This window comes from Streptomyces zaehneri (assembly GCF_032248645.1).
GTDB lineage: Bacteria > Actinomycetota > Actinomycetes > Streptomycetales > Streptomycetaceae > Streptomyces > Streptomyces coriariae.
In genome coordinates this window covers 264,146-282,809 of the sequence record NZ_JASTTJ010000002.1, presented here as the reverse complement: position 1 = coordinate 282,809, position 18,664 = coordinate 264,146, and the positions used below count along the sequence as shown (strand labels likewise).

The 18,664-nt window shown below is 69.6% G+C and carries 14 protein-coding genes and 1 pseudogene; 7 read left to right on the top strand and 8 right to left on the bottom strand.

Features of this window, described 5'->3' with window-relative positions; translation table 11 throughout:
• Nucleotides 1–446: 446 nt before the first annotated feature.
• Entirely contained in the window at nucleotides 447–4,148 is a 3,702-nt protein-coding gene (locus tag QQM72_RS04115) for a hypothetical protein (RefSeq protein WP_314219385.1), read from the bottom strand.
• Nucleotides 4,149–4,157: 9 nt separating this feature from the next.
• Here QQM72_RS04115 and QQM72_RS04110 point away from each other — a divergent pair, with 9 nt between their 5' ends.
• Nucleotides 4,158–4,301, top strand: coding sequence for a hypothetical protein (locus QQM72_RS04110; protein WP_314219384.1), 144 nt, complete (start codon nucleotides 4,158–4,160; stop codon nucleotides 4,299–4,301).
• Nucleotides 4,302–4,601: 300 nt separating this feature from the next.
• Here the strand turns inward: QQM72_RS04110 and QQM72_RS04105 are convergent, their stop codons facing one another.
• Entirely contained in the window at nucleotides 4,602–4,829 is a 228-nt protein-coding gene (locus QQM72_RS04105) for a hypothetical protein (RefSeq protein WP_314219383.1), read from the bottom strand.
• A 174-nt stretch (nucleotides 4,830–5,003) separates the two neighbouring features.
• Between QQM72_RS04105 and QQM72_RS04100 the strand changes: the two genes are divergently transcribed.
• The 4 genes and pseudogenes from QQM72_RS04100 to QQM72_RS04085 all read left to right on the top strand — a co-directional run bounded on the left by QQM72_RS04100 (nucleotide 5,004) and on the right by QQM72_RS04085 (nucleotide 8,140).
• On the top strand, nucleotides 5,004–5,468 hold the full coding sequence (locus QQM72_RS04100) for a hypothetical protein (RefSeq protein ID WP_314219382.1): 465 nt from the start codon (nucleotides 5,004–5,006) through the stop codon (nucleotides 5,466–5,468).
• Between the two features lie 320 nt (nucleotides 5,469–5,788).
• A complete protein-coding gene (locus tag QQM72_RS04095; protein ID WP_093896585.1) occupies nucleotides 5,789–5,998 on the top strand; it encodes a DUF6243 family protein in 210 nt (69 codons plus the stop codon).
• Nucleotides 5,999–6,370: 372 nt separating this feature from the next.
• Nucleotides 6,371–7,142 (top strand): annotated as a pseudogene (locus QQM72_RS04090) (IS5 family transposase); the annotation flags it as partial.
• Nucleotides 7,143–7,183: 41 nt separating this feature from the next.
• Complete coding sequence (locus tag QQM72_RS04085; RefSeq protein ID WP_314219381.1) at nucleotides 7,184–8,140, top strand: C45 family peptidase; 957 nt, start codon at nucleotides 7,184–7,186, stop codon at nucleotides 8,138–8,140.
• A 133-nt stretch (nucleotides 8,141–8,273) separates the two neighbouring features.
• Here the strand turns inward: QQM72_RS04085 and exaC are convergent, their stop codons facing one another.
• From exaC to xylB, 5 genes are all read right to left on the bottom strand, one after another.
• A complete protein-coding gene (gene exaC, locus QQM72_RS04080; protein ID WP_314219380.1) occupies nucleotides 8,274–9,797 on the bottom strand; it encodes an acetaldehyde dehydrogenase ExaC in 1,524 nt (507 codons plus the stop codon).
• A gap of 251 nt (nucleotides 9,798–10,048) precedes the next feature.
• Complete coding sequence (locus QQM72_RS04075; RefSeq protein WP_314219379.1) at nucleotides 10,049–11,317, bottom strand: GAF domain-containing protein; 1,269 nt, start codon at nucleotides 11,315–11,317, stop codon at nucleotides 10,049–10,051.
• A 152-nt stretch (nucleotides 11,318–11,469) separates the two neighbouring features.
• The gene (locus QQM72_RS04070; RefSeq protein WP_314219378.1) at nucleotides 11,470–12,069 is read right to left on the bottom strand and encodes an N-acetylmuramoyl-L-alanine amidase; all 600 of its coding nucleotides are present in this window, start codon (nucleotides 12,067–12,069) and stop codon (nucleotides 11,470–11,472) included.
• Between the two features lie 404 nt (nucleotides 12,070–12,473).
• Nucleotides 12,474–13,682, bottom strand: a complete 1,209-nt coding sequence (locus tag QQM72_RS04065) for an ROK family transcriptional regulator (RefSeq protein ID WP_314219377.1) — start codon at nucleotides 13,680–13,682, stop codon at nucleotides 12,474–12,476.
• 22 nt (nucleotides 13,683–13,704) lie between these two features.
• Nucleotides 13,705–15,150 (bottom strand): xylulokinase, encoded by a 1,446-nt coding sequence (xylB, locus tag QQM72_RS04060; RefSeq protein ID WP_314219376.1) that lies wholly within the window; start codon nucleotides 15,148–15,150, stop codon nucleotides 13,705–13,707.
• 128 nt (nucleotides 15,151–15,278) lie between these two features.
• Here xylB and xylA point away from each other — a divergent pair, with 128 nt between their 5' ends.
• Nucleotides 15,279–16,445: a xylose isomerase gene (gene xylA, locus QQM72_RS04055; RefSeq protein ID WP_314219375.1), complete on the top strand. Its 1,167-nt coding sequence runs from the start codon at nucleotides 15,279–15,281 to the stop codon at nucleotides 16,443–16,445.
• 229 nt (nucleotides 16,446–16,674) lie between these two features.
• A complete protein-coding gene (locus tag QQM72_RS04050) occupies nucleotides 16,675–17,139 on the top strand; it encodes a hypothetical protein (protein WP_314219374.1) in 465 nt (154 codons plus the stop codon).
• A 58-nt stretch (nucleotides 17,140–17,197) separates the two neighbouring features.
• Here QQM72_RS04050 and QQM72_RS04045 read toward each other — a convergent pair whose 3' ends face one another.
• On the bottom strand, nucleotides 17,198–18,541 hold the full coding sequence (locus QQM72_RS04045) for an esterase-like activity of phytase family protein (protein ID WP_314219373.1): 1,344 nt from the start codon (nucleotides 18,539–18,541) through the stop codon (nucleotides 17,198–17,200).
• Between the last annotated feature and the right edge of the window lie 123 nt (nucleotides 18,542–18,664).

Sequence of the window (18,664 nt, the reverse complement as noted above, 5' to 3'; positions counted from 1 at the left end):
GCCTTCCTCCGTCGGGCGCTTTGCAGCGTGGGCGACCCAACAAGCCCGCCAGCATGCTGCGGCGCGAGCCAACAGGGGCCTCGGCGCTGGCCGAGCGCTCTTCATGTGAAGGCCACGGTGCCGAGGCGCGCGCGTGAGTGCCAAGCCGGAACGACCGAGCCACAGGTCTCGCACTCCCCGTCCCTCTAATTGGAGCGCATCGCGGACGTGTCCGACGTGGTGCCGTCCGGGTCGGGCGTCGGGGCGTGAGACGGGTGGTAGGTCACCCAGCCACCCCACACACTGCGGAGCAGCACGTCGGCCTCTGTCGCGACGTCTGCGCCGCACCGGGCAAAGCGTCCCGCGTATTGGTTCGTCCGTACCGGACTGTTCACTGCCTCGCCTCAATGAAGATCAGACCCTGCAGCAGAGCAGAGTGTGTGTTCGCGCCGCTCGACACAGGTGCTTCAATCATCGGCTGCGGCAAGGAGTTGTGCCGCCCGTTCGGTGGAAATGTCCCATTGCAGGGCGACCGTGATCAGGAATTCCAACTCCTGGTAGTCATCGGCTGGTTGGCCGGTGACACCTTCAGCAAGCGCGACAGCAAGATTGGGGACTCCCAGGTCTCGGATCGCCACATCTTCGTCGATTTCGCTCTGCACCCGGCGAGCCAGGGAGCCGAGGAAGTCCACGATCGTACTGATGACGGGGTCTCCGGGACGGAATTCCGCGATGATGCGGTGTGCCTCATGGAATCGCGTCGCAGCTTCGTCGGCGACGCTCTGGTGCAGAGGAGTGGTATTCCGCAAAGTTGCCAGGTACACCAGGCCGGAGAGGCATTGAAGAGCCTGGTGGGCGTCGATGACCGCGTTGGTGAGCGGGGTCGGGTGTGCCTCGGGAAAGGCCGTAATCCAAGTGTCGAAGAGGTCGACTCCCGGCCACAACGTGGTGGTCTGGAGCTGCCGAGCCAGGAGGCGGACCGGTCTGCCTTCGACGAGTGGCACGAGAAGGACGGGTCCTCGGTAGCCCTGCGATACATGATCGTGGTGCATCAAGGCGCTCAGTTCTTTCACCGCCGCCGACCATCCGATGACGTCGTCGAGGTACACGCCCACCGCCGACTCAACGGCCGGCCATTCCGTCGCGTCGGGGTCGGCGAGAGGGCGGGCGTAGAGCTCAACGGAGAGTCCTGCGGTCTCGGCGTCGACCTGGAGTTGCTGCTGTACGACGGACGCTCGGGCGCTGGCGGCGGCGCGGGCAAGGTCCGCCGCCCGGGCGAGAGCGAAAGCAGATGGTCCCGATCGTGCCGCGGTTCTGATGGCCTTTAGGCCGACGGTGCCCCAGGCAAGCTCCGCGAGAACGGCGTGAAGGTCGGTGAGAGCTTTCGTCATCTGGTCTAGGACAGCTGGTGGTTCCTGGTCGATGAGGTGCCATTGTTCCGCGTCCCGTACGCCCAACGCGCTTTTCCTCAGCGAGTCTCGGGCGTACCCGGCGAGTGATCGGTACTGCTCGGGATCCGCGATCCTTCGTGTCAGATTGTCTGCGATCCCGTGTGCAAGCAGTTGCAAGTGGTCCGCTCCGTCACCCGGGACCGCATCGTCGGCAGGCAGTGAGGACAGGTGGGTACCGTCCATGGGCAGTGTCAGCGAGGTGGCCTGCTTGTACAGGTCAGCCTGCATCGTCTGAAGCATGGCGATGTCCCGGGGCTGACTGCGGCCGGTGAGCCAGACTCGGGTCAAATCAGTCAAGTATTTGTACAGCTTAGGGAGCAGGGCGTTTGCGGCAGCGGCTCTGCTGGTCCGGTCGGTGGTGCCGGCCAGGGTGGTGGCGATCAGGCTCTGCGCGCGAATCCACGCCACCTGGGTCGGCGAGCGATCGTACTGACGCTCCAGACGGCTGATCCCAGCTGTGAAGTCACCGAAGGCCCGGGGAATGCCACCAGGCAGCAGGCTCTGAACGTCCACGCTTTCGCAGTGCGGGAGGCAGCGCAGCAGGATCCGCCCGAAGGCCCGGACCGCTTGTTCCGCCTCCGGCTGAGCCCGATCGGACACGTGCAGGAGACGGGCGTACGCGATCTGTCGTCCTTCCCGCTCTACGACGGCTACCTCGTACAACCACGGAAAGTGGGCTCTCAGTCTCGTCAGGACAGTCTCTTCTCCGCCCACGAGTTCCAGCAGGCCGTTCGCCAGATCCAACGACACAGCTCGCGCCGCTGTGAGAAGGTCCCCCAGCGACTCGATCGATGAACCGGTGAGAAGTCGGCCGAACGCTGAGTCCGCGAGTGTCGGAGGCCAGTTCGTGAGATCCAGATCTGATCCGGTCAGGACGGCCAGGACCCTCTGCGCCTCGGCCGGTTCCGCGCACCGTGCAAGACGGTGGGCCAACTGGGCAGTTCCGAGCCGTTCCACCAGGGTGTCGCGCAGCGGTGAGCGCAGCGGACGGTACGCCCGGATCTCGGCCGTGGCCGCGGCGATCTCGGGTTGCAGGTCGGGCAGTGGATCCCCGTCGAGCAGCGCGAACTGCAGAAGGGTTCGACGGTGTGCGAGCGATACTTGATGCCGGTCGAGGATCCGCTTCCAGTCAGTGGCGTAACGGGTGAAATCGACCAGCCGGAGGGCCTGGAGGACGCCGGTGACCGCGGCTGTTCCGTGCCTTTGCCCGAGTTCGACGACTATCTGGTCCAGTACGACGGAATCGAGGTCGGGGCACTCCGTGAGGACGCCGGCCACGAACGGCTGAAGCTGTTCGTCTGCCAGCATCCGCATGACCGCGATCACGGTCTCGTCCAGTACAGGCGGCGGCACTGCGTGTACGGCATCCGCCAATCTGCCTGAGCGCAGCTGGTGGAGCCCGGACAGATGACCCAACCGCTCCTGGACGAGGTGCTCGTGGAGCAGACGCGAGAGCGCGGCGCGGAGTTCCGCGTCCTGGACTCCGAGTTGCTGCTGGAGCACCCGGACCGGCAGATCAGTGCCCCATCGATGGGCCACCGAAATCCTGGCCAGAATGTCGAGCTCTGTCTGTCGTCCTTCGACCACTCGCCGGTCGACCTGCTCTGAGAGAACATCCGAGAGCCGCCGTCCTTTGGTGAGAAGGTGGGTGAACTCCAGAGTCAGACCGTCGGCTGCCTCGTATGCCTCCCGCCAGTGCGGTGTTGTCGTGGCAGCGGACGCGGTCAGCCCGGTGTGGATCTCCTTCGCGACGTCCTCGTCGAGTGTCACTGTGATCTGCGTACACCTGGTCCGGCTCCGCAGCGGCAACAAGTCCTCACTGCGTACAGAACCCAACAGCAGGACGCCGGGAATCGGGGCGAGTTCATGCTGAAGCGCGTCCCAAGCCTCGGCCGAGCCGATCCCGATACCGTCCACCACGAATCCGACCGGCGAGCGCGTCGAGGGCTTCAACGCTCTTGCCAGCCGTACCAACGAGGCGGTGTCCCCGTCTCGGAGGCGCCTGATCCGATACCAGAGCACATGCCTGGTCACGTAGGCGGCCGTCCACATGACCGTCGACTTGCCCACTCCTGACGGGCCGATGATGAGGATGCTCTCCTCGCGGTCGATCGCCGTTACCACCTGGCCGGTTAGAGCCTGCCTGGGTGCGGGCAGGCCGGCCGCGATATGGCCGGGCTGCACGTCGATGCCTTCGTAGAAGCCGGTCGGTAGAAGCGGTCGGTCGAAGTCCACCGGCTCGCAGGCACCTGACGACAGGGCTTCTTCCAGCGACTCGCGATCGATGGTTTCCACGACCTCCTGGGCGATGCGCTCGATGCCTGTTCGGGTGAGCTCGGCCGCCTCACGCAGACTTGCCTCTGCGTTGACATCGGCGTGGCCTGCCACCTCATCGCGTAGGGCCAGCACAATAGGATCGGCAGCCGCAGGAAGCAGCCCGAAGCGGTGTACCACCGCGGTCCGGGTTTCCTCTGCAGCGGCACCCCATGGCAGTACGTAGAGGCTGACAACCTTGCGCCAGGCGTCGATCTCATCCCTGTTCAGACCGGCTTTTGCAGCCTTCGTGTCGAATTCCCACAGTACAGGATGGTCTGTTGGGAGAGCACTCAACGGACGATCCCAGTCGGTGAACAGTTCTCCTGCCACTGGCCGTTCGAGAATGAGGATCGCACGGTCGGTCACTCCCGCTGCTTTCCGCTTGGCATGCGCCTTGGCCATGGAGACGAGATGCCCGGCCACCTCGGCAGCAGTGAAATCGCCGACCCGTTCCTGACGGGATTTTACCTGGATATGCCAGGATGTAGGGCCCGCGCAAGAGAGGTCCTCAAAACCTTCGGGGATGATGCGATCGACGACGAGTCGGCCGGATAGGACCCGGCCGCACAGCCATGCTCCGACGGCATCCTGGTAGTGAAATCCGCGACCGGCCCGCGCCCCAGAGCGTGTCTTCGTCCACAGGGATTCCGCGGGTTCCCTATTCGGATCGCCTTGTCGCACTGGTGCGACGGGTCGCTCTCGGCGCCCCCTATTCTTACTGGCCATCCTGGAAGCATGGCAGTTTGGTCGGACAGCCGAGGCGACTTGTCCAGACATGCTCATGGTCACCCGCAAGGGGGGCCGCCATTGCAAGCTGCCGCCGGACCGTCAATGACATGCGAGGCAGTCTGCTGGTCACGCCTCGTGTGGCGGCTGGGGCTGCGCTCCGTTCGGAGTGATGAACACCGCGAGGCAGCGGAACTCGCTATTTGGGCCCTCCAGCTGGGTGTATGGACGCCAGGTGAGCATGTAGGCGCCCCGCAGCACTCGGTTGTTGTCCGGGAAGGAACCGCCGGCCCACAGCAAGGTGCCGCTCAGTTCGCGGCCGTGGTGGATCCGGAACTCCTCGTCCCTGGTGGGCATCCTGCGTTGCCTGGGGCGCCACAAGCCGGCCTCGTTTGTGATGAGCAGGGCGAGCCCGTTCTGGTCCTCGCGGTCGCAGAAGCGTTCCAGCCTTCCGTGGTTCGGCGAAACGCGGCGGACGCCGTACGGCGAGCGCTGAGCAGCGGGCCGCAGGCCGCCTCCGTTCGCGACGTCGTGCAGGACTGGTGGCGCGATCAGGCCCCGGCCACCGGTGTCACGGTCCGCGACGACATGCGTCAGGAGGTCTTCCGTCCGCTCCCCATCCACCTCGGCGCGCTGGACGAGACCCTGAAGTGGGGCGGCGAAGCCGCCGAGGCGGCCGATACCCGCATCGATGTCGAGCTGACGGTTCAGGACGGCACGCTGCACGTCTGGCTCGGCCTCGACAGGGTGGACGTCCGGGCGGCTTGCGACGATTTCGCCCGCCTGCTGTCGCACACCCTTCCGTACACCGACTGCCTGGTCGGTGACGACCATGTACTGCTGCGCCTGCACGACGATCTCGAGACAGATCCCCTTCATCCCTTGGCCGCCGTAGGCATGGATGCCTACGACTCCGGGCCGAAGGACCGGCGACGGCTCATTGAGCAAGTCGCCGACGGGCCTGCGGAAGCACCGGACAAGCAGCCGTATTCGTGAGCCCGTAACGCGAGCCGGGCCACGTTCTTCGCTCCGCTTCAGCGTGGCAAGGGCGTGACAGGAATGGCGCTGCAGAGCCCCCGCTGGCTCTGGAAGGAAACGGCTGCCCCTGGGCGCTCACCGAAGGCCCGGCCGACGCCGGGACGGCGAAAACTTGGTATGCGGAGCCGACGGGACCAGGTAACGTCTTGCTCATGTTCTTCCAGACGCCGATTTACGAGTGAGAGCGTGATGGGCCCCTGCTGACGTCCTTCGACGTCGCCGTGCCCGTCCCCCTCCGATGAATCCGTAGATCACTTCATAACATTCCGGGAGAACCCGTGAGCAAGAACATCAACAACCCCGTTGGCATGGGCGGCGGCCAGCGCAAGAAGCTGTCCCGCGCCGAACGGCAGAACAACGGTCCGCACCGCAACCTCGACCGCCAGGGTGCCGCCGACCAGAAGGCGGAGCTGGTGCGCAAGATGCGCGAGAAGGCAGGCACTGCCGAGGGCGCCGGGCAGACGGGCGACAACACCGCACAGAGCTGACGCACCGCCACCGCAGGGCGGCACCGCACGGGGCAGGGCCCGGACCGCGACACGTGGTCCGGGCCCTGCTGCCGTACCGGGCGCGGCCTGCCCCGCTCAGCTCTCGGCCGAGCGCCCGCGTCTCAGCCGACAAACCGGGGCAGCCGCAGATTCAGCGGCCCCGTCACCGCCACCACCCCGAGCTGCACCAGCAGCGTCATCAACCGCGCGTTCCCCGTGCCCAGCCCGGGCGACACCGCCTCGCTGAGTTGGCCAGCGTCGACGCGCGCCAGCGGGCCTCTTCGAGTCTGAGTCGGGTGCAGTAAGAACTCCTAACGAAATGATCTTCGCGGTGGTTGGATCACCCCGGGAACGTTGATCCGGGGGTGTGGGGTGGCTCGGTCGAAGCCGTGGGAAGTCGATGACGAGTTGTGGGCGGTGATCGAGCCGCTGTTGCCCAGGGTTGAGCGTCGGTCCCGCTGGTGTTCCAGGGCATCCTGTTCGTACTGCACACCGGGATCGCCTGGGAACACCTGCCGCAGGAACTCGGCTTCGGCTCGGGTATGACCTGCTGGCGCCGCCTGGCCGAGTGGACCGAGGTCGGCGTGTGGTCCCGGCTGCCCGAGATCCTCCTCGCCGAACTCCGTGCTGCGAACGCCTTGGACTTCTCTCAGGCGGCGGTCGACGGCTCCCACATCCGGGCGTTAAAGGGGGAGTCAAGACCGGACGCAGCCCTGTCGACCGGGGCAGGACGGGCAGCAAACACCACCTGATCACCGACGCCACCGGCATCCCGCTCGCCGTCACCCTGACCGGCGGCAACCGCAACGACGTCACCCAGCTGATTCCACTACTCCAGGCCGTGCCGCCAGTGCGGGGCAAACGTGGTCGGCCCCGACGCCGACCGGACGCGGTACTCGGTGACCGCGGCTACGATCACGACAAGTACCGCCGACTCGTTTGGGGCCTCGGCGTGAAACCGCTGATCGCCCGCCGGGGCACCGAACACGGCTCCGGACTCGGCGCCCAACGCTGGGTCGTAGAGCGCGCGTTCGCTCACCTGCACTGGTTCCGCCGTCTGCGGATCCGCTGGGAGATCCGCGACGACATCCACGAAGCGTTCCTCACCCTGGGATGCGCACTCATCTGCTGGCGACGCCTGCGTGCCTTGAAAAGTGGGCATGAAATTCAGTTGGGTCCTACGTCATGGGCCACTACGTCAAGACGTTCCATGCCATTGAGATTGGTGACGGCGCAGACGGTCGGTGTGCTGCGCATGTCCGTTCAGCCATGGCGAAGCCGGAGGACTGGCTGACCGATGAGGGCCGGACCCCCGAGGGGGCAGCGCAGGCCCGACAACTCTTCGAAACGCACATGCCCGAGCTGGTCCCCGTGCTCGACCGACTCGCGGAACAACTGAAATCTCCTCAGGCCAAGACGCTTCTCACCATGGCGACCGTGCGGCCGTTCTTTTCTGGCTGTACCCAGATCGGCCACGAGGGCACGCTGCTCAGAAACTACGACTTCGCTCCCGACCACTGCGAAGGCATCATCGTCTCCTCCCGCTTCCTGCGCCCCGTGGTCGGCATGCAGGAGGCGGGGTGGGGCCTGCTGGACGGCATGAATGACGCCGGCCTCGCGGTGTCGCTCACCTTCGGCGGACGGTTCGTCCACGGACCGGGATTCGCCATGCCCCTCGTGCTGCGCTACCTCTTGGAGACCTGCCGGACCGTCGACGAGGCGGTCGGCGGATTACGCACCCTGCCCGTCGCGATCCCGCAGAACGTCACTCTCGTCGACCCGGACCGGAGCGTGACGGTTCACGTGGGCCCCGACATTCCGATGACCGAGGCACCGGACTCCTGCGCCGCCAACCACCAGCACCTGCCGGTGCCGGACGAGCAGGAACGAACCACCCGGACAGGCCCGGCTGGCCGCCGTACGGGCGGCGGGAATCGATGTCTCGGCGATGCTGCGACCACCGTTGTACCAGCGCGCGTACGACCACTGGCTGGGCACCGTGTACACGGCCCACTACCGCCCTGCCGAAGGCCGGTGACGTACCACTGGCCCGGCGAGCACTGGGAACACACCATCGCCGGATTCACGCCGGGAGCACGCACCGTCGCCCTGGGGCTGTCCGGCGACAACAACGATCACTGACGCACAACCGACCGTCGCCCCGCACTCATTTCGTTAGGAGTTTGCAGCACGCAAGCCGGGCCCGGTCGAGAACGGGTTGCACGAAGGGCGCCTGACGGGTGAAAACCCAGGTCAGGCGCCTTTTCGCATGCCTCTAGAAGAAGCCCAGCTTCTTCGGCGAGTAGCTCACCAGCAGGTTCTTCGTCTGCTGGTAGTGCTCCAGCATCATCTTGTGCGTCTCGCGGCCGATGCCCGACTGCTTGTAGCCGCCGAAGGCGGCGTGTGCCGGGTACGCGTGGTAACAGTTCGTCCAGACGCGACCCGCCTGGATGGACCGGCCCGCGCGGTACGCCGTGTTGATGTCCCGCGTCCACACGCCGGCCCCGAGGCCGTACGACGTGTCGTTGGCGATCTTGATGGCGTCGTCGAAGTCGTCGAACGAGGCCACCGAGACGACCGGACCGAAGATCTCCTCCTGGAAGATCCGCATACGGTTGTCACCCTCGAAGATCGTCGGCTGGACGTAGTAGCCGCCCTTCAACTCGCCGTCATACTGGGCGCGTTCGCCGCCGGTGAGGATCTTCGCGCCCTCCTTCCGGCCGATGTCGATGTAGGAGAGGATCTTCGCGAGCTGGTCGCCGGACGCCTGCGCGCCGATCATCGTGTCCGTGTCGAGGGGGTGGCCGGGCTTGATGAGCTCGGTGCGGGCGACGGCCGCCTGAAGGAAGTCGCCGTAGTTGCCGCGCTGGATCAGCCCGCGCGACGGACAGGTGCAGACCTCGCCCTGGTTCAGCGCGAACATGGTGAAGCCTTCGAGGGCCTTGTCGCGGAGGTCGTCGTCCTTCTCCCACACGTCGTCGAAGAAGATGTTCGGCGACTTGCCGCCGAGCTCCAGGGTGACGGGCTTGAGGTTCTGTGAGGCGTACTGCATGATCAGCCGCCCCGTTGACGTCTCGCCCGTGAAGGCGATCTTCGCCACCCGAGGGCTGGACGCGAGCGGCTTGCCAGCCTCCTCGCCGAAGCCGTTGACGATGTTCACCACGCCCGGCGGGAGCAGATCCGCGACCAGACTCATCCAGTAGTGCAGCGAGGCCGGGGTCTGTTCGGCGGGCTTGATGACCACCGTGTTGCCCGCGGCGAGTGCCGGCGCGAGCTTCCAGGTGGCCATCAGGATCGGGAAGTTCCACGGGATGATCTGCGCGACGACGCCCAGCGGCTCGTGGAAGTGGTACGCCACCGTGTCGTCGTCGACCTCGCTGAGCGAACCCTCCTGGGCCCGCACCGCGCCGGCGAAGTAGCGGAAGTGGTCGATGGCAAGCGGGATGTCCGCCGCCAGCGTCTCGCGGACGGGTTTGCCGTTCTCCCAGCTCTCCGCGACCGCCAGGGGCTCCAGATGCGCCTCCATCCGGTCGGCGATCTTCAGCAGGATGTCGGAGCGCTCGGTCGCCGAGGTGCGGCCCCACCCCGGCGCGGCCGCGTGCGCCGCGTCGAGTGCCCGCTCCACGTCCTCCTCCGTGCCGCGCGCCACCTCGGTGAACGTCTCGCCGTTCACCGGAGACGGGTTGTCGAAGTACTGCCCCCGCGCCGGGGGCACGTATTCGCCGCCGATGAAGTGGTCGTAACGCGTCTGGTAGGAGACGATCGCGCCCTCGGTGCCGGGCGCCGCGTAACGGGTCATCCTGCTCTGCCTCCCTCAGCAGCGCTGCCCGCCGTTGGGCAGCTCTCCGCGGGAGGCTAGGCAGGCGGACGTTGCATCCACGTTGCGGTGCCCGCCGGCACACCTCGCCTGCCGCACCTCGCGTGCCGACGCCTCGACTACTGAGAGCCGCACCCGGCACCCCTGGGTGAGCCAACCCTACGAATGGCTCGCTCGTCCCGTACAACAACGTAGGGACTACTGACGGCTCGACTGCGGACGCCTGGCCCGGCCTACGGGTGCGGCCGGCCGGACGGTGCCGTCAGCTCCGACTCGAGGGACGCGAGGCGAGCCCGTATCGCGGCCGTCGGGCGGGCCGCCGCGAGCGCCCGCCACACGTCCAGGTCGTCCTCGCCCCATGGCGCGTGCGCCCAGTCCGCCAGCAGATCGGGGTCGCCGCGGGCGATCAGCGCGGCGCGCAGACCCTCGGCGAGGCGGCGTCTGAGCCGTGACACCGCCGGAGCCTGCGAGGACGGCAGCGGCGGCCCGGCGTAGGCCGTCGCGGCCGCCGTGACCGCACCGGCCGCCAGCCTTCGTTCGACGACGGCGACGTCCGACTCGCACGCGACGGTGAGCCGGTAGGGGCGCGAGGCCAGCAGCCCGGGGCCGAGCACCCCGCGCAGCCGGGCGAGTTCGGCCCGCAGCGTCACCGGGGGGACCGACTCGTCCTCGTACAGCGCGCACAGCAGCTCGTCGCCCGTCAGGCCCTCGGGACGGCGGGCCAGCAGCACCAGGATCTCGCTGTGCCGACGGCTCAGCCTGAGGTCACGGCCGCCGGTGACCAGACGCGCCTCGTCCCGGCCGAGCACGGTCAGCCGTGGTGCGTCGCTTGCGGGCCGCTCCGGGGCGAGCAGCGCCAGGTGGGCCTCCGCGGCCCGCGCGACCGCCTGCACGAAGCCGAGGCTGTGCGGATGCGCCAGGCCGTCCCCGCCCGTGATGTCCACGGCGCCCAGCACCCGCCCGGTCCGCGGATCGTGCACCGGCGCGGCGGCGCACGTCCATGGCTGCACCCGCCGGATGAAGTGCTCGGCCGCGAACACCTGCACCGGCCGGTCCAGGGCGACCGCGGTGCCCGGCGCGTTCGTCCCGACCGCGCTCTCCGCCCATCGCGCACCCGGCACGAAGTTCATCCGCCCCGCCTGCCGCCGGGTCGCCGCGTGCCCCTCGACCCACAGCAGCCTGCCGTGTGCGTCGCACACCGCCAGCAGATGCTCGCCGTCGGCCGCGAACGTGCCCATCAGCTCACGGAACAGCGGCATCACCCGCGCCAGCGGATGCTCGGACCGGTAGGTGCCGAGATCGCCGTCGGTCAGCTCGACGCTCGCCGTGCCGTCGGGACCGACGCCGGCCCGCGCGGAGCGCCGCCAGGAGTCGGCCACGACGGAGCGCACCGGCCGCGGCACGGTGCCCGCCTCGGTGAACGTCTCGTGCGCCCGGCGCAGGACCCGCACCCGTTCGGCGGGGTCGGCGCCCGATTCGAGGGCCACCCAGGGATCGGTCAACTCGTCCTCCCGGAAGGCGATAGGGCTGGGGACATCGTCACGCCGGGTACGCGGACCGACAACCGTTTGGACGACGTCACTCCGAAGAAGACGATCCGCTCGCGATCCGGTCTGAGGTCCGGTCTGCGGTTCGGCTTGTGGTCCGGTTCGGGTCAGGCGCGGCCGACGAGTCCGAGGTAGCGGCCCCAGTCCCAGTTCGGACCGGGATCGGTGTGATCGGTGCCCGGCACCTCGTAGTGGCCGATGATGTGCGCGCGGTCCTTCGGGATGCCGTACCGGTCGCAGACCGACGCCGTCAGCCGGGCGGACCCCTCGTAGAGGGCGTCGGTGAAGTAGGCGGGTCTGTCGACCCACCCTTCGTGCTCGATACCGATGCTGCGGGTGTTGTAGCCCCAGTTCCCCGCGTGCCAGGCGATGTCCGACTCGCTCACGCACTGCGCCACACGACCGTCCACGGAGCGCACGACGTAGTGGGCGGACACCTTCTTGCGCGGGTTCTGAAAGACGGTCAGGGTTTTGGCGTAGACGGTCTGCGTGACATGGATGACGACGCGGTCGACGGAATGGGTGAGGGGGCGGTTCGCCGCCGTCCGGTTGGCGTCGCTCGCGGGCTGCCACTCGGCGGACGGGTAGTCGACGGTCCGAGGCCGGGCGCCCGCCCGTGCGTCGGGCAGCAGAACGTACGCAACGGCGGCGAGGGCGGCGCCCTTCAGGATCCGTCGTCGTCCGGGGAGGGATTTCGCTCGTTCCACAGAGGTGTCGCCTTTCTGGTTCTCGGACGTCCGGCGGGCGGCACCGGAGCGCGTACGGGGTGCGGTCGATCCGGTACGCGTCCCACTCGCCGAACCCGTGATCCCGTACCGGCCGGACACTGCCGTCACCACTCGGCGGCCGTGTCCCGCACGAATTACGCTACGGCGCAGGCGGGCGGGGCAGGAGGACACGCCGGGGTTCGGTGGACGAGCGCGCGCCTGTGGACAACTCGCTCACCCGAACGGGAAGTTCCGGGCCCGATCCGATCGGCGCCCTGGCCGCTGTGAGCGCGGATGCCGGCCTGTGACGCGACCGGCGAGCCCGGCGGCGGTGCCGGATCCGAGGCCTGCGAGGCTCACGCCTCCCGGTCCCGGGTCGGCGGCCAGGCCCACGACTGGTCAGCTCAGGCCCGCTCCGCCACCGCCGCGGGGTCGTCCAGCACGGCCCGCACGACCGAGTGCGCGGCCCCCAGCAACGGGCCCTCGGGACCCAGCCGGGAGACGGATACCGGACGGGCGGGGCCCGCCGTACGCCGGGAGAGCTCGGCCTCGAGCGACGGCAGCAGCCACGGCGCGAGCCCGGCCAGGGCGCCACCGAGCACGACACCCTCCGGGTCCAGGAGATTGAGCGCCCCGGTGAGCGCGATGCCGAGGGCCGTTCCCGCCTCGCGCAGCGCCCGCCGGACGTCCGGGTCGCCGTCCGCGGCGCGTCCCGCGAGGAGTCCGACGCGGTCCTCGCCCGGTTCCAGCCCGGCCGCCCGCAGCACCGCCTCCTCGCCGGCGTACTGCTCCAGACAGCCGCGCCCGCCGCACCCGCACTCCGGTCCGTCGGGGTGCACCGGCACATGGCCCAGCTCGCCGGCGAAGCCGCGGGTGCCGCGCAGCAGGCTGCCGTCCACGACCAGCGCGGCGCCGATGCCGATCTCCGCCGACACGTGCAGGAAGTTTCCCGGAGTGTCCGCGCCGAGCCAGAGTTCGGCCAGACCGCCGAAGTTTGCCTCGTTGTCCACGGTCAGCGCGAACTCCCCGGGCAGCAACGCGCCGAGGTCGACGTCCTGCCAGTCGAGGTTGGGCGCGCGGACGACCGTACGGGCATCGCGGGCGACCAGGCCGGGGACGGCCACGGCGAGTCCGGCCGGCCACAGTCCCGCGCGTTCGGCCTCGGCGACCACCCGGCGCACGAGGCCGGTCAGTTCCGCGACCACCGGCTCGGGGGAGCGGCCCCGGTTCGTGCCGTGCCGCACGGCGCGTGCCCGCACCTCGCCGCGCAGGTCGACGGCGCAGGCCGCGAGGTGGTCGACGCCGATCTCGGCGCCTATGCCCGCCGGACCGTGCCCGCTGACCGCCAGCGCCGAACCGGGGCGGCCCACCCGGCCCGGCCGCTCGGGGCCCAGCTCCTCGAGCAGTCCGGTGCGTATGAGTTCGTCGACGAGGGTCGAGACCGCTGCCCGGGTCAGGCCGATGCGTGAGGCGACCGCAGCGCGCGAGAGCGGTCCCTCGGCGCTGACGGCGTGCATCACCCGGGCCAGGTTGCGGCGACGCATGCCCTGCTGGGTGTCGGGCAGTGCGCGCCCCGGGCCGGTCGGCCGGGCCTCGTGCAGCGGTGCGGTCATGCCTCCGTCGATTCGTCGATGCTCAGTGGGCGTCCGTGCTCCGGTCCAGCAGCGGGGCCGCGTCGGAGAGTACCCCGGCGATCCTGGCGAGCGTCGTCTCGTCCCGCTCGACGGCCTCGAGCACCGGACCCCGGGTGGTGTTCCAGCGGCGGGCGACGGCGGCCGGGTCCTCGCCGGTCAGCAGGCCCGCCGCCTGGGCCGCGGCTCCCAGCGCGACGAGTTCCTTGGCCTCGGGCACCTGGACCGGCCGCCCGGACAGCCGGCGCACGGTCTCCTGCCAGGCCGTGCCCCGGGCGCCGCCGCCGATCAGCAGCAGGGGAGCCGAGCGGTCCGCGTCCTCGTCGAGGACCAGGTCGAGCGCGCCGAGCAGGGAGTGCACGGCGCCGTCGTAGGCGGCCTGGAGCAGCTGGCCCGCGGTCGTGTCGTGGCGCAGGCCGTGCAGGAGGCCCGAGGCGTTCGGCAGGTTCGGGGTGCGTTCGCCGTCCAGGTAGGGCAGCAGCGTGAGGTCCGCGGCGGGCTCCACGGCCTCGCGGTCCAGGCCCAGCAGGGCGGCGACGCGGTCGACGGCGAGGGTGCAGTTCAGGGTGCAGGCCAGGGGCAGCCAGTCGCCGTGCGCGTCGGCGAAACCGGCCACGGTGCCGGTGGGGTCGGCGGGGCGGCGCTTGGCCACCGCGTACACCGTGCCCGAGGTGCCGAGGCTCAGCACGGGAGTGCCGGGGAGCAGCCCGAGGCCCAGCGCCGCCGCGGCGTTGTCGCCGGTGCCCGGGGCGACCAGGGTTCCCTTGGCGAAGGGCAGGTCGTGACTGTCGCGTACGGTTCCCGCCACTTCCCCGGGCCGCACCACGCGGGGCAGCAGCGCCGGGTCGAGTCCCACGTGGGCGAGGATCTCCGCGTCGTACGACTCGGTCGCGGAGGCCCACCAGCCGGTGCCGGAGGCGTCACCGCGGTCCGTGGTGCCCTCACCCGTGAGGCGCTCGGTGAGGTAGTCGTGCGGCAGGCGTACGGCCTTCGTGGCGCGCAGGGCCTGCGGCTCGTGCTCGGCAAGCCAGGCCCACTTCGTGACCGTGAAGGACGCGGCCGGGACGGACCCGGTGCGTTCCGCCCAGAACTTCGCTCCGCCCAGTTCCTCGGTCAGCCGACGGGCCTGCGGGGCCGAGCGGACGTCGTTCCACAGCAGCGCCGGACGCACCGGCTCACCGCGCTCGTCCAGCGTGACGAGCCCGTGCTGCTGCCCGCCGACCGACACCGCGGCGGCCTCGCGGGCCGCGTCACCGCACTGGTGCAGGGCCTCGCGCAGGGCGTCCCACCACTGACGGGGGTCGCTCTCGCGGCCGGCGCCGGAGGTCACCGTGTGCGGCGCCTGGCCGCTCGCGACGACCTGGCCGGTCGCCGCGTCGACGACCAGCGCCTTGGTGGACTGGGTGGACGTGTCCACGCCGACGACGAGCGGACCCTCGGCTGCTGACATCGGGTTCTCCCTCAAGTTTTTCCGCGGCTCTGCGGGATCTGTCTTCCCAGAGATGCGTCCGCATACTAATTTGTAAACTGCCATGACGAAATAGGCAGCGACACAGTCTTCAAGCAAGGAGCCGCAGCATGAGCTACCAGCCCACCCCCGATGACAGGTTCACCTTCGGCCTGTGGACCGTCGGCTGGCAGGGAAGGGACCCGTTCGGTGACGCCACGCGGCGTGCCCTGGACCCGGTCGAGTCGGTGCAGCGCCTGGCCGAGCTGGGCGCCTACGGCGTCACCTTCCACGACGACGACCTGATCCCCTTCGGGTCCTCCGAGAGCGAGCGCGAGGAGCACATCAAGCGCTTCCGCCAGGCCCTGGACACCACCGGCATGACCGTGCCGATGGCCACCACCAACCTCTTCACGCACCCCGTCTTCAAGGACGGCGCGTTCACGGCGAACGACCGTGACGTGCGTCGCTACGCCCTGCGCAAGACGATCCGCAACATCGACCTGGCCGTAGAGCTCGGCGCGAAGATCTACGTCGCCTGGGGCGGCCGTGAGGGCGCGGAGTCCGGTGCCGCCAAGGACGTACGGGTGGCCCTCGACCGCATGAAGGAGGCGTTCGACCTCCTCGGCGAGTACGTGACCTCCCAGGGCTACGACCTGAAGTTCGCCATCGAGCCCAAGCCGAACGAGCCGCGCGGCGACATCCTGCTCCCGACCGTCGGCCACGCCCTGGCCTTCATCGAGCGCCTGGAGCGCCCGGAGCTGTACGGCGTGAACCCCGAGGTCGGCCACGAGCAGATGGCCGGACTGAACTTCCCGCACGGCATCGCCCAGGCGCTGTGGGCGGACAAGCTCTTCCACATCGACCTCAACGGCCAGTCCGGCATCAAGTACGACCAGGACCTGCGCTTCGGCGCCGGCGATCTGCGCTCCGCGTTCTGGCTGGTCGACCTGCTGGAGAGCGCCGGTTACGCGGGCCCGAAGCACTTCGACTTCAAGCCGCCGCGCACCGAGGACCTCGACGGTGTGTGGGCCTCGGCCGCGGGCTGCATGCGCAACTACCTGATCCTCAAGGAGCGTGCGGCCGCGTTCCGCAGCGACCCGGAGGTCCAGGAGGCCCTGCGCGCCTCCCGCCTGGACGAGCTCGCCCAGGCCACCGCCGCCGACGGCCTGGAGAGCCTGCTCGCCGACCGCACCGCCTTCGAGGACTTCGACGCCGAGACGGCCGCCGCCCGCGGCATGGCCTTCGAGCACCTCGACCAGCTCGCCATGGACCACCTTCTGGGTGCCCGCGGCTGAATCGGCACGCACGCGTGTGTGCAGCCGGTGAGCGTGCACACACGCGTGCCGTCGAACGATCGGATTTCGCTCGGTCCGCTCGGTCCGCTCGGTCGCTCGGTCTTCCTTCGTGCGGCTTCGAGCGGTCTCCGCGCGGAGTACGCCGGAATCATGCGGTCCATGGCATGAGTCGGTATCAACTTCCGTGCGGGGCTCGCGCCGCGAGCGGTTCCCCGCGACGCTGGACGGTATGGCCATGCCGCCCGTACCGCCTCGACCGCCCGGACCGCCGGGCGACATGCCGCCTCCGGGCGGCTTCGGACCGCCCCGCTCCGGCTACGGACCCGACGACGGGACCGGCGGGGGCGGCTGGTCGCCGCCACCATCGGGTCCGCCGGGCGGGTCCGGAAGGCGGCGGAACCCCCTCTTCGTCGTCCTCGCGCTGCTCGTCACCGCCGGGGCCGTGATCGCCGTCGTGCTGATGAGAGGCGACGATTCGCCGGCCGAAGAGCCGAACGTCGGCAACAGCACCGGCAGCGGCCCCACTCCCGCCCCGTCCTTCAGTCTTCCGGTCGAGCTGCCCAGCGGCTTGCCGACCGAACTGCCGTCGCAGCTCCCCACCCGACTGCCGAGCCAACTGCCGACCGCGTTGCCGAGCGATCTGCCGAGCGATCTCGAGTCTCTGCTGCCGTCCCTGGAGGAGCTCCTGCCCTAGCGGTCACGCGCGCGGGGCAGCCGCACAGCGCCACGCGCGCGGGCCGAGGCGCCGTCGCTCACACGCCGCGCGGCAGCCGCACGTAGGTGACCGTCGTCTCGATGCCGCTGTCGACGAGCCTGCCCTGCGCGTCGAACGCGCCGGCGCCGTCCGTCATCCCGAAGTCGTTGTCGTTGATGAGGGCCAGCGTGGAGTGGTCCACCAGCGCGACGCCCTCGATCTTCCCGGGCACCCCGGCGACCGTGCCGAGATCGACGGCCAGCCGCTTCGCCAGCACCGGGACTCCCGAGGCCGCGGGGTCGTCCAGCTGCTCCAGCGAGGGGGACGTCGTGTCGTCGTCCCAGTGGTCGCCCAGGATGTTCGCCGCCCGGCTCAGTCGTACCAGGTGCAGCCGCGCGGCCTTGTCGGTGCGCTCCTCCACGAGCAGCCGGTCGCCGCCCACGGCGACCAGCGAGGAGATCTTGAGCTCGGAGGTGTCGTCCTCGCTCGGGTCGACCACCTCGACCGGGTCGAAGCGGTACGCGTACTCGGCGGTGACGGCCTTCTTCTTCGGTGAGAAACGCAGCAGACGCGTGGTCCGCGATCCTTCTCCCGCGTCCGTGTCCGGAAGCGAGAGCGGGCTCTGCACCGCCAGGACGAGGTCACCGCCCGGGAGTCGGGCCAGCCCCTCGAAGCCACGGTTGATCTTCCGGTGCAGCAGGACGGCCGGCAGCGCCTCCACCACCGGGTAGTCCTTGCCCGTGAGCTTCAGCCCCTGTGGCACGTAACGCGTCAGCACCTTCCCGCGCGCGGAGACGTGCACCAGCGAGGGTCCGTACTCGTCGACGAGCCAGAAACTCCCGTCCGCCGCGCGCACGATGCCCTCGGTGTCCAGACCGTCCGGGTTGTACGACACAGGCGTTCGGGCGTCGTAGGAGTACGGCGCCTCGTCGCGCCCGGCCTGGTTCGGCAGGCCCGTCACGGGCTTCCCCGACTGCGTGGTGACCGGGATCGCCTGGAGCACCTTCACCGTGTCCCCGGACACCCGGATCCGCACGATCGCCGGGTCGAACCCGGGCACGGGGAATGTCCGCCGCTTGGTGCCGCCGACCTTGATCTGTCCGTTGGGCCCCCGGTCGGTGACCGTCCAGAACTCGCCCTTGCGGCCCGCAGGAAAGATGTCGCTGCCCATGCCGCCGAGGTTAACGCCCCGGTCGTCGGTCACCGTGCCGGGCAGCAGCGCGTTGCTGAACGTCCCGAGCGGGATGTCGCCGAGCGTCGCGGTCCGCGTGACGTGTGCCTCCTGGGCCGGAGTGCCCGCGGCGGCCGGTCCGGCGGTGGCGAGCGCGGCCAGCACGGCGAGCGGTACGCCTGCCGCGACGCAACGATGGACGCGGCGCCGACCGGTGGCATGCGGGGACATCAGGCCTCCTGAGGAGAAGATGCGACAAGTTCGCTGACAGCGGCCAGGTTTGGGGCACGCGCCGAACGCCGTACGACCTCCGGATGAACAGGGGGCGTCGGCCGCCCGTCGGACCGACGCCCC

Coding starts and splice junctions, on each gene's coding strand:
- QQM72_RS04050 (WP_314219374.1), top strand. CDS start 16,675: ATGGCCATGCCGCCCGTACCGCCTCGACCGCCCGGACCGCCGGGCGAC.
- xylB (WP_314219376.1), bottom strand. CDS start 15,150: ATGTCAGCAGCCGAGGGTCCGCTCGTCGTCGGCGTGGACACGTCCACC.
- xylA (WP_314219375.1), top strand. CDS start 15,279: ATGAGCTACCAGCCCACCCCCGATGACAGGTTCACCTTCGGCCTGTGG.
- QQM72_RS04065 (WP_314219377.1), bottom strand. CDS start 13,682: ATGACCGCACCGCTGCACGAGGCCCGGCCGACCGGCCCGGGGCGCGCA.
- QQM72_RS04105 (WP_314219383.1), bottom strand. CDS start 4,829: ATGCCCACCAGGGACGAGGAGTTCCGGATCCACCACGGCCGCGAACTG.
- exaC (WP_314219380.1), bottom strand. CDS start 9,797: ATGACCCGTTACGCGGCGCCCGGCACCGAGGGCGCGATCGTCTCCTAC.
- QQM72_RS04085 (WP_314219381.1), top strand. CDS start 7,184: ATGGGCCACTACGTCAAGACGTTCCATGCCATTGAGATTGGTGACGGC.
- QQM72_RS04115 (WP_314219385.1), bottom strand. CDS start 4,148: ATGGCCAAGGCGCATGCCAAGCGGAAAGCAGCGGGAGTGACCGACCGT.
- QQM72_RS04045 (WP_314219373.1), bottom strand. CDS start 18,541: ATGTCCCCGCATGCCACCGGTCGGCGCCGCGTCCATCGTTGCGTCGCG.
- QQM72_RS04110 (WP_314219384.1), top strand. CDS start 4,158: ATGCCCGGCCACCTCGGCAGCAGTGAAATCGCCGACCCGTTCCTGACG.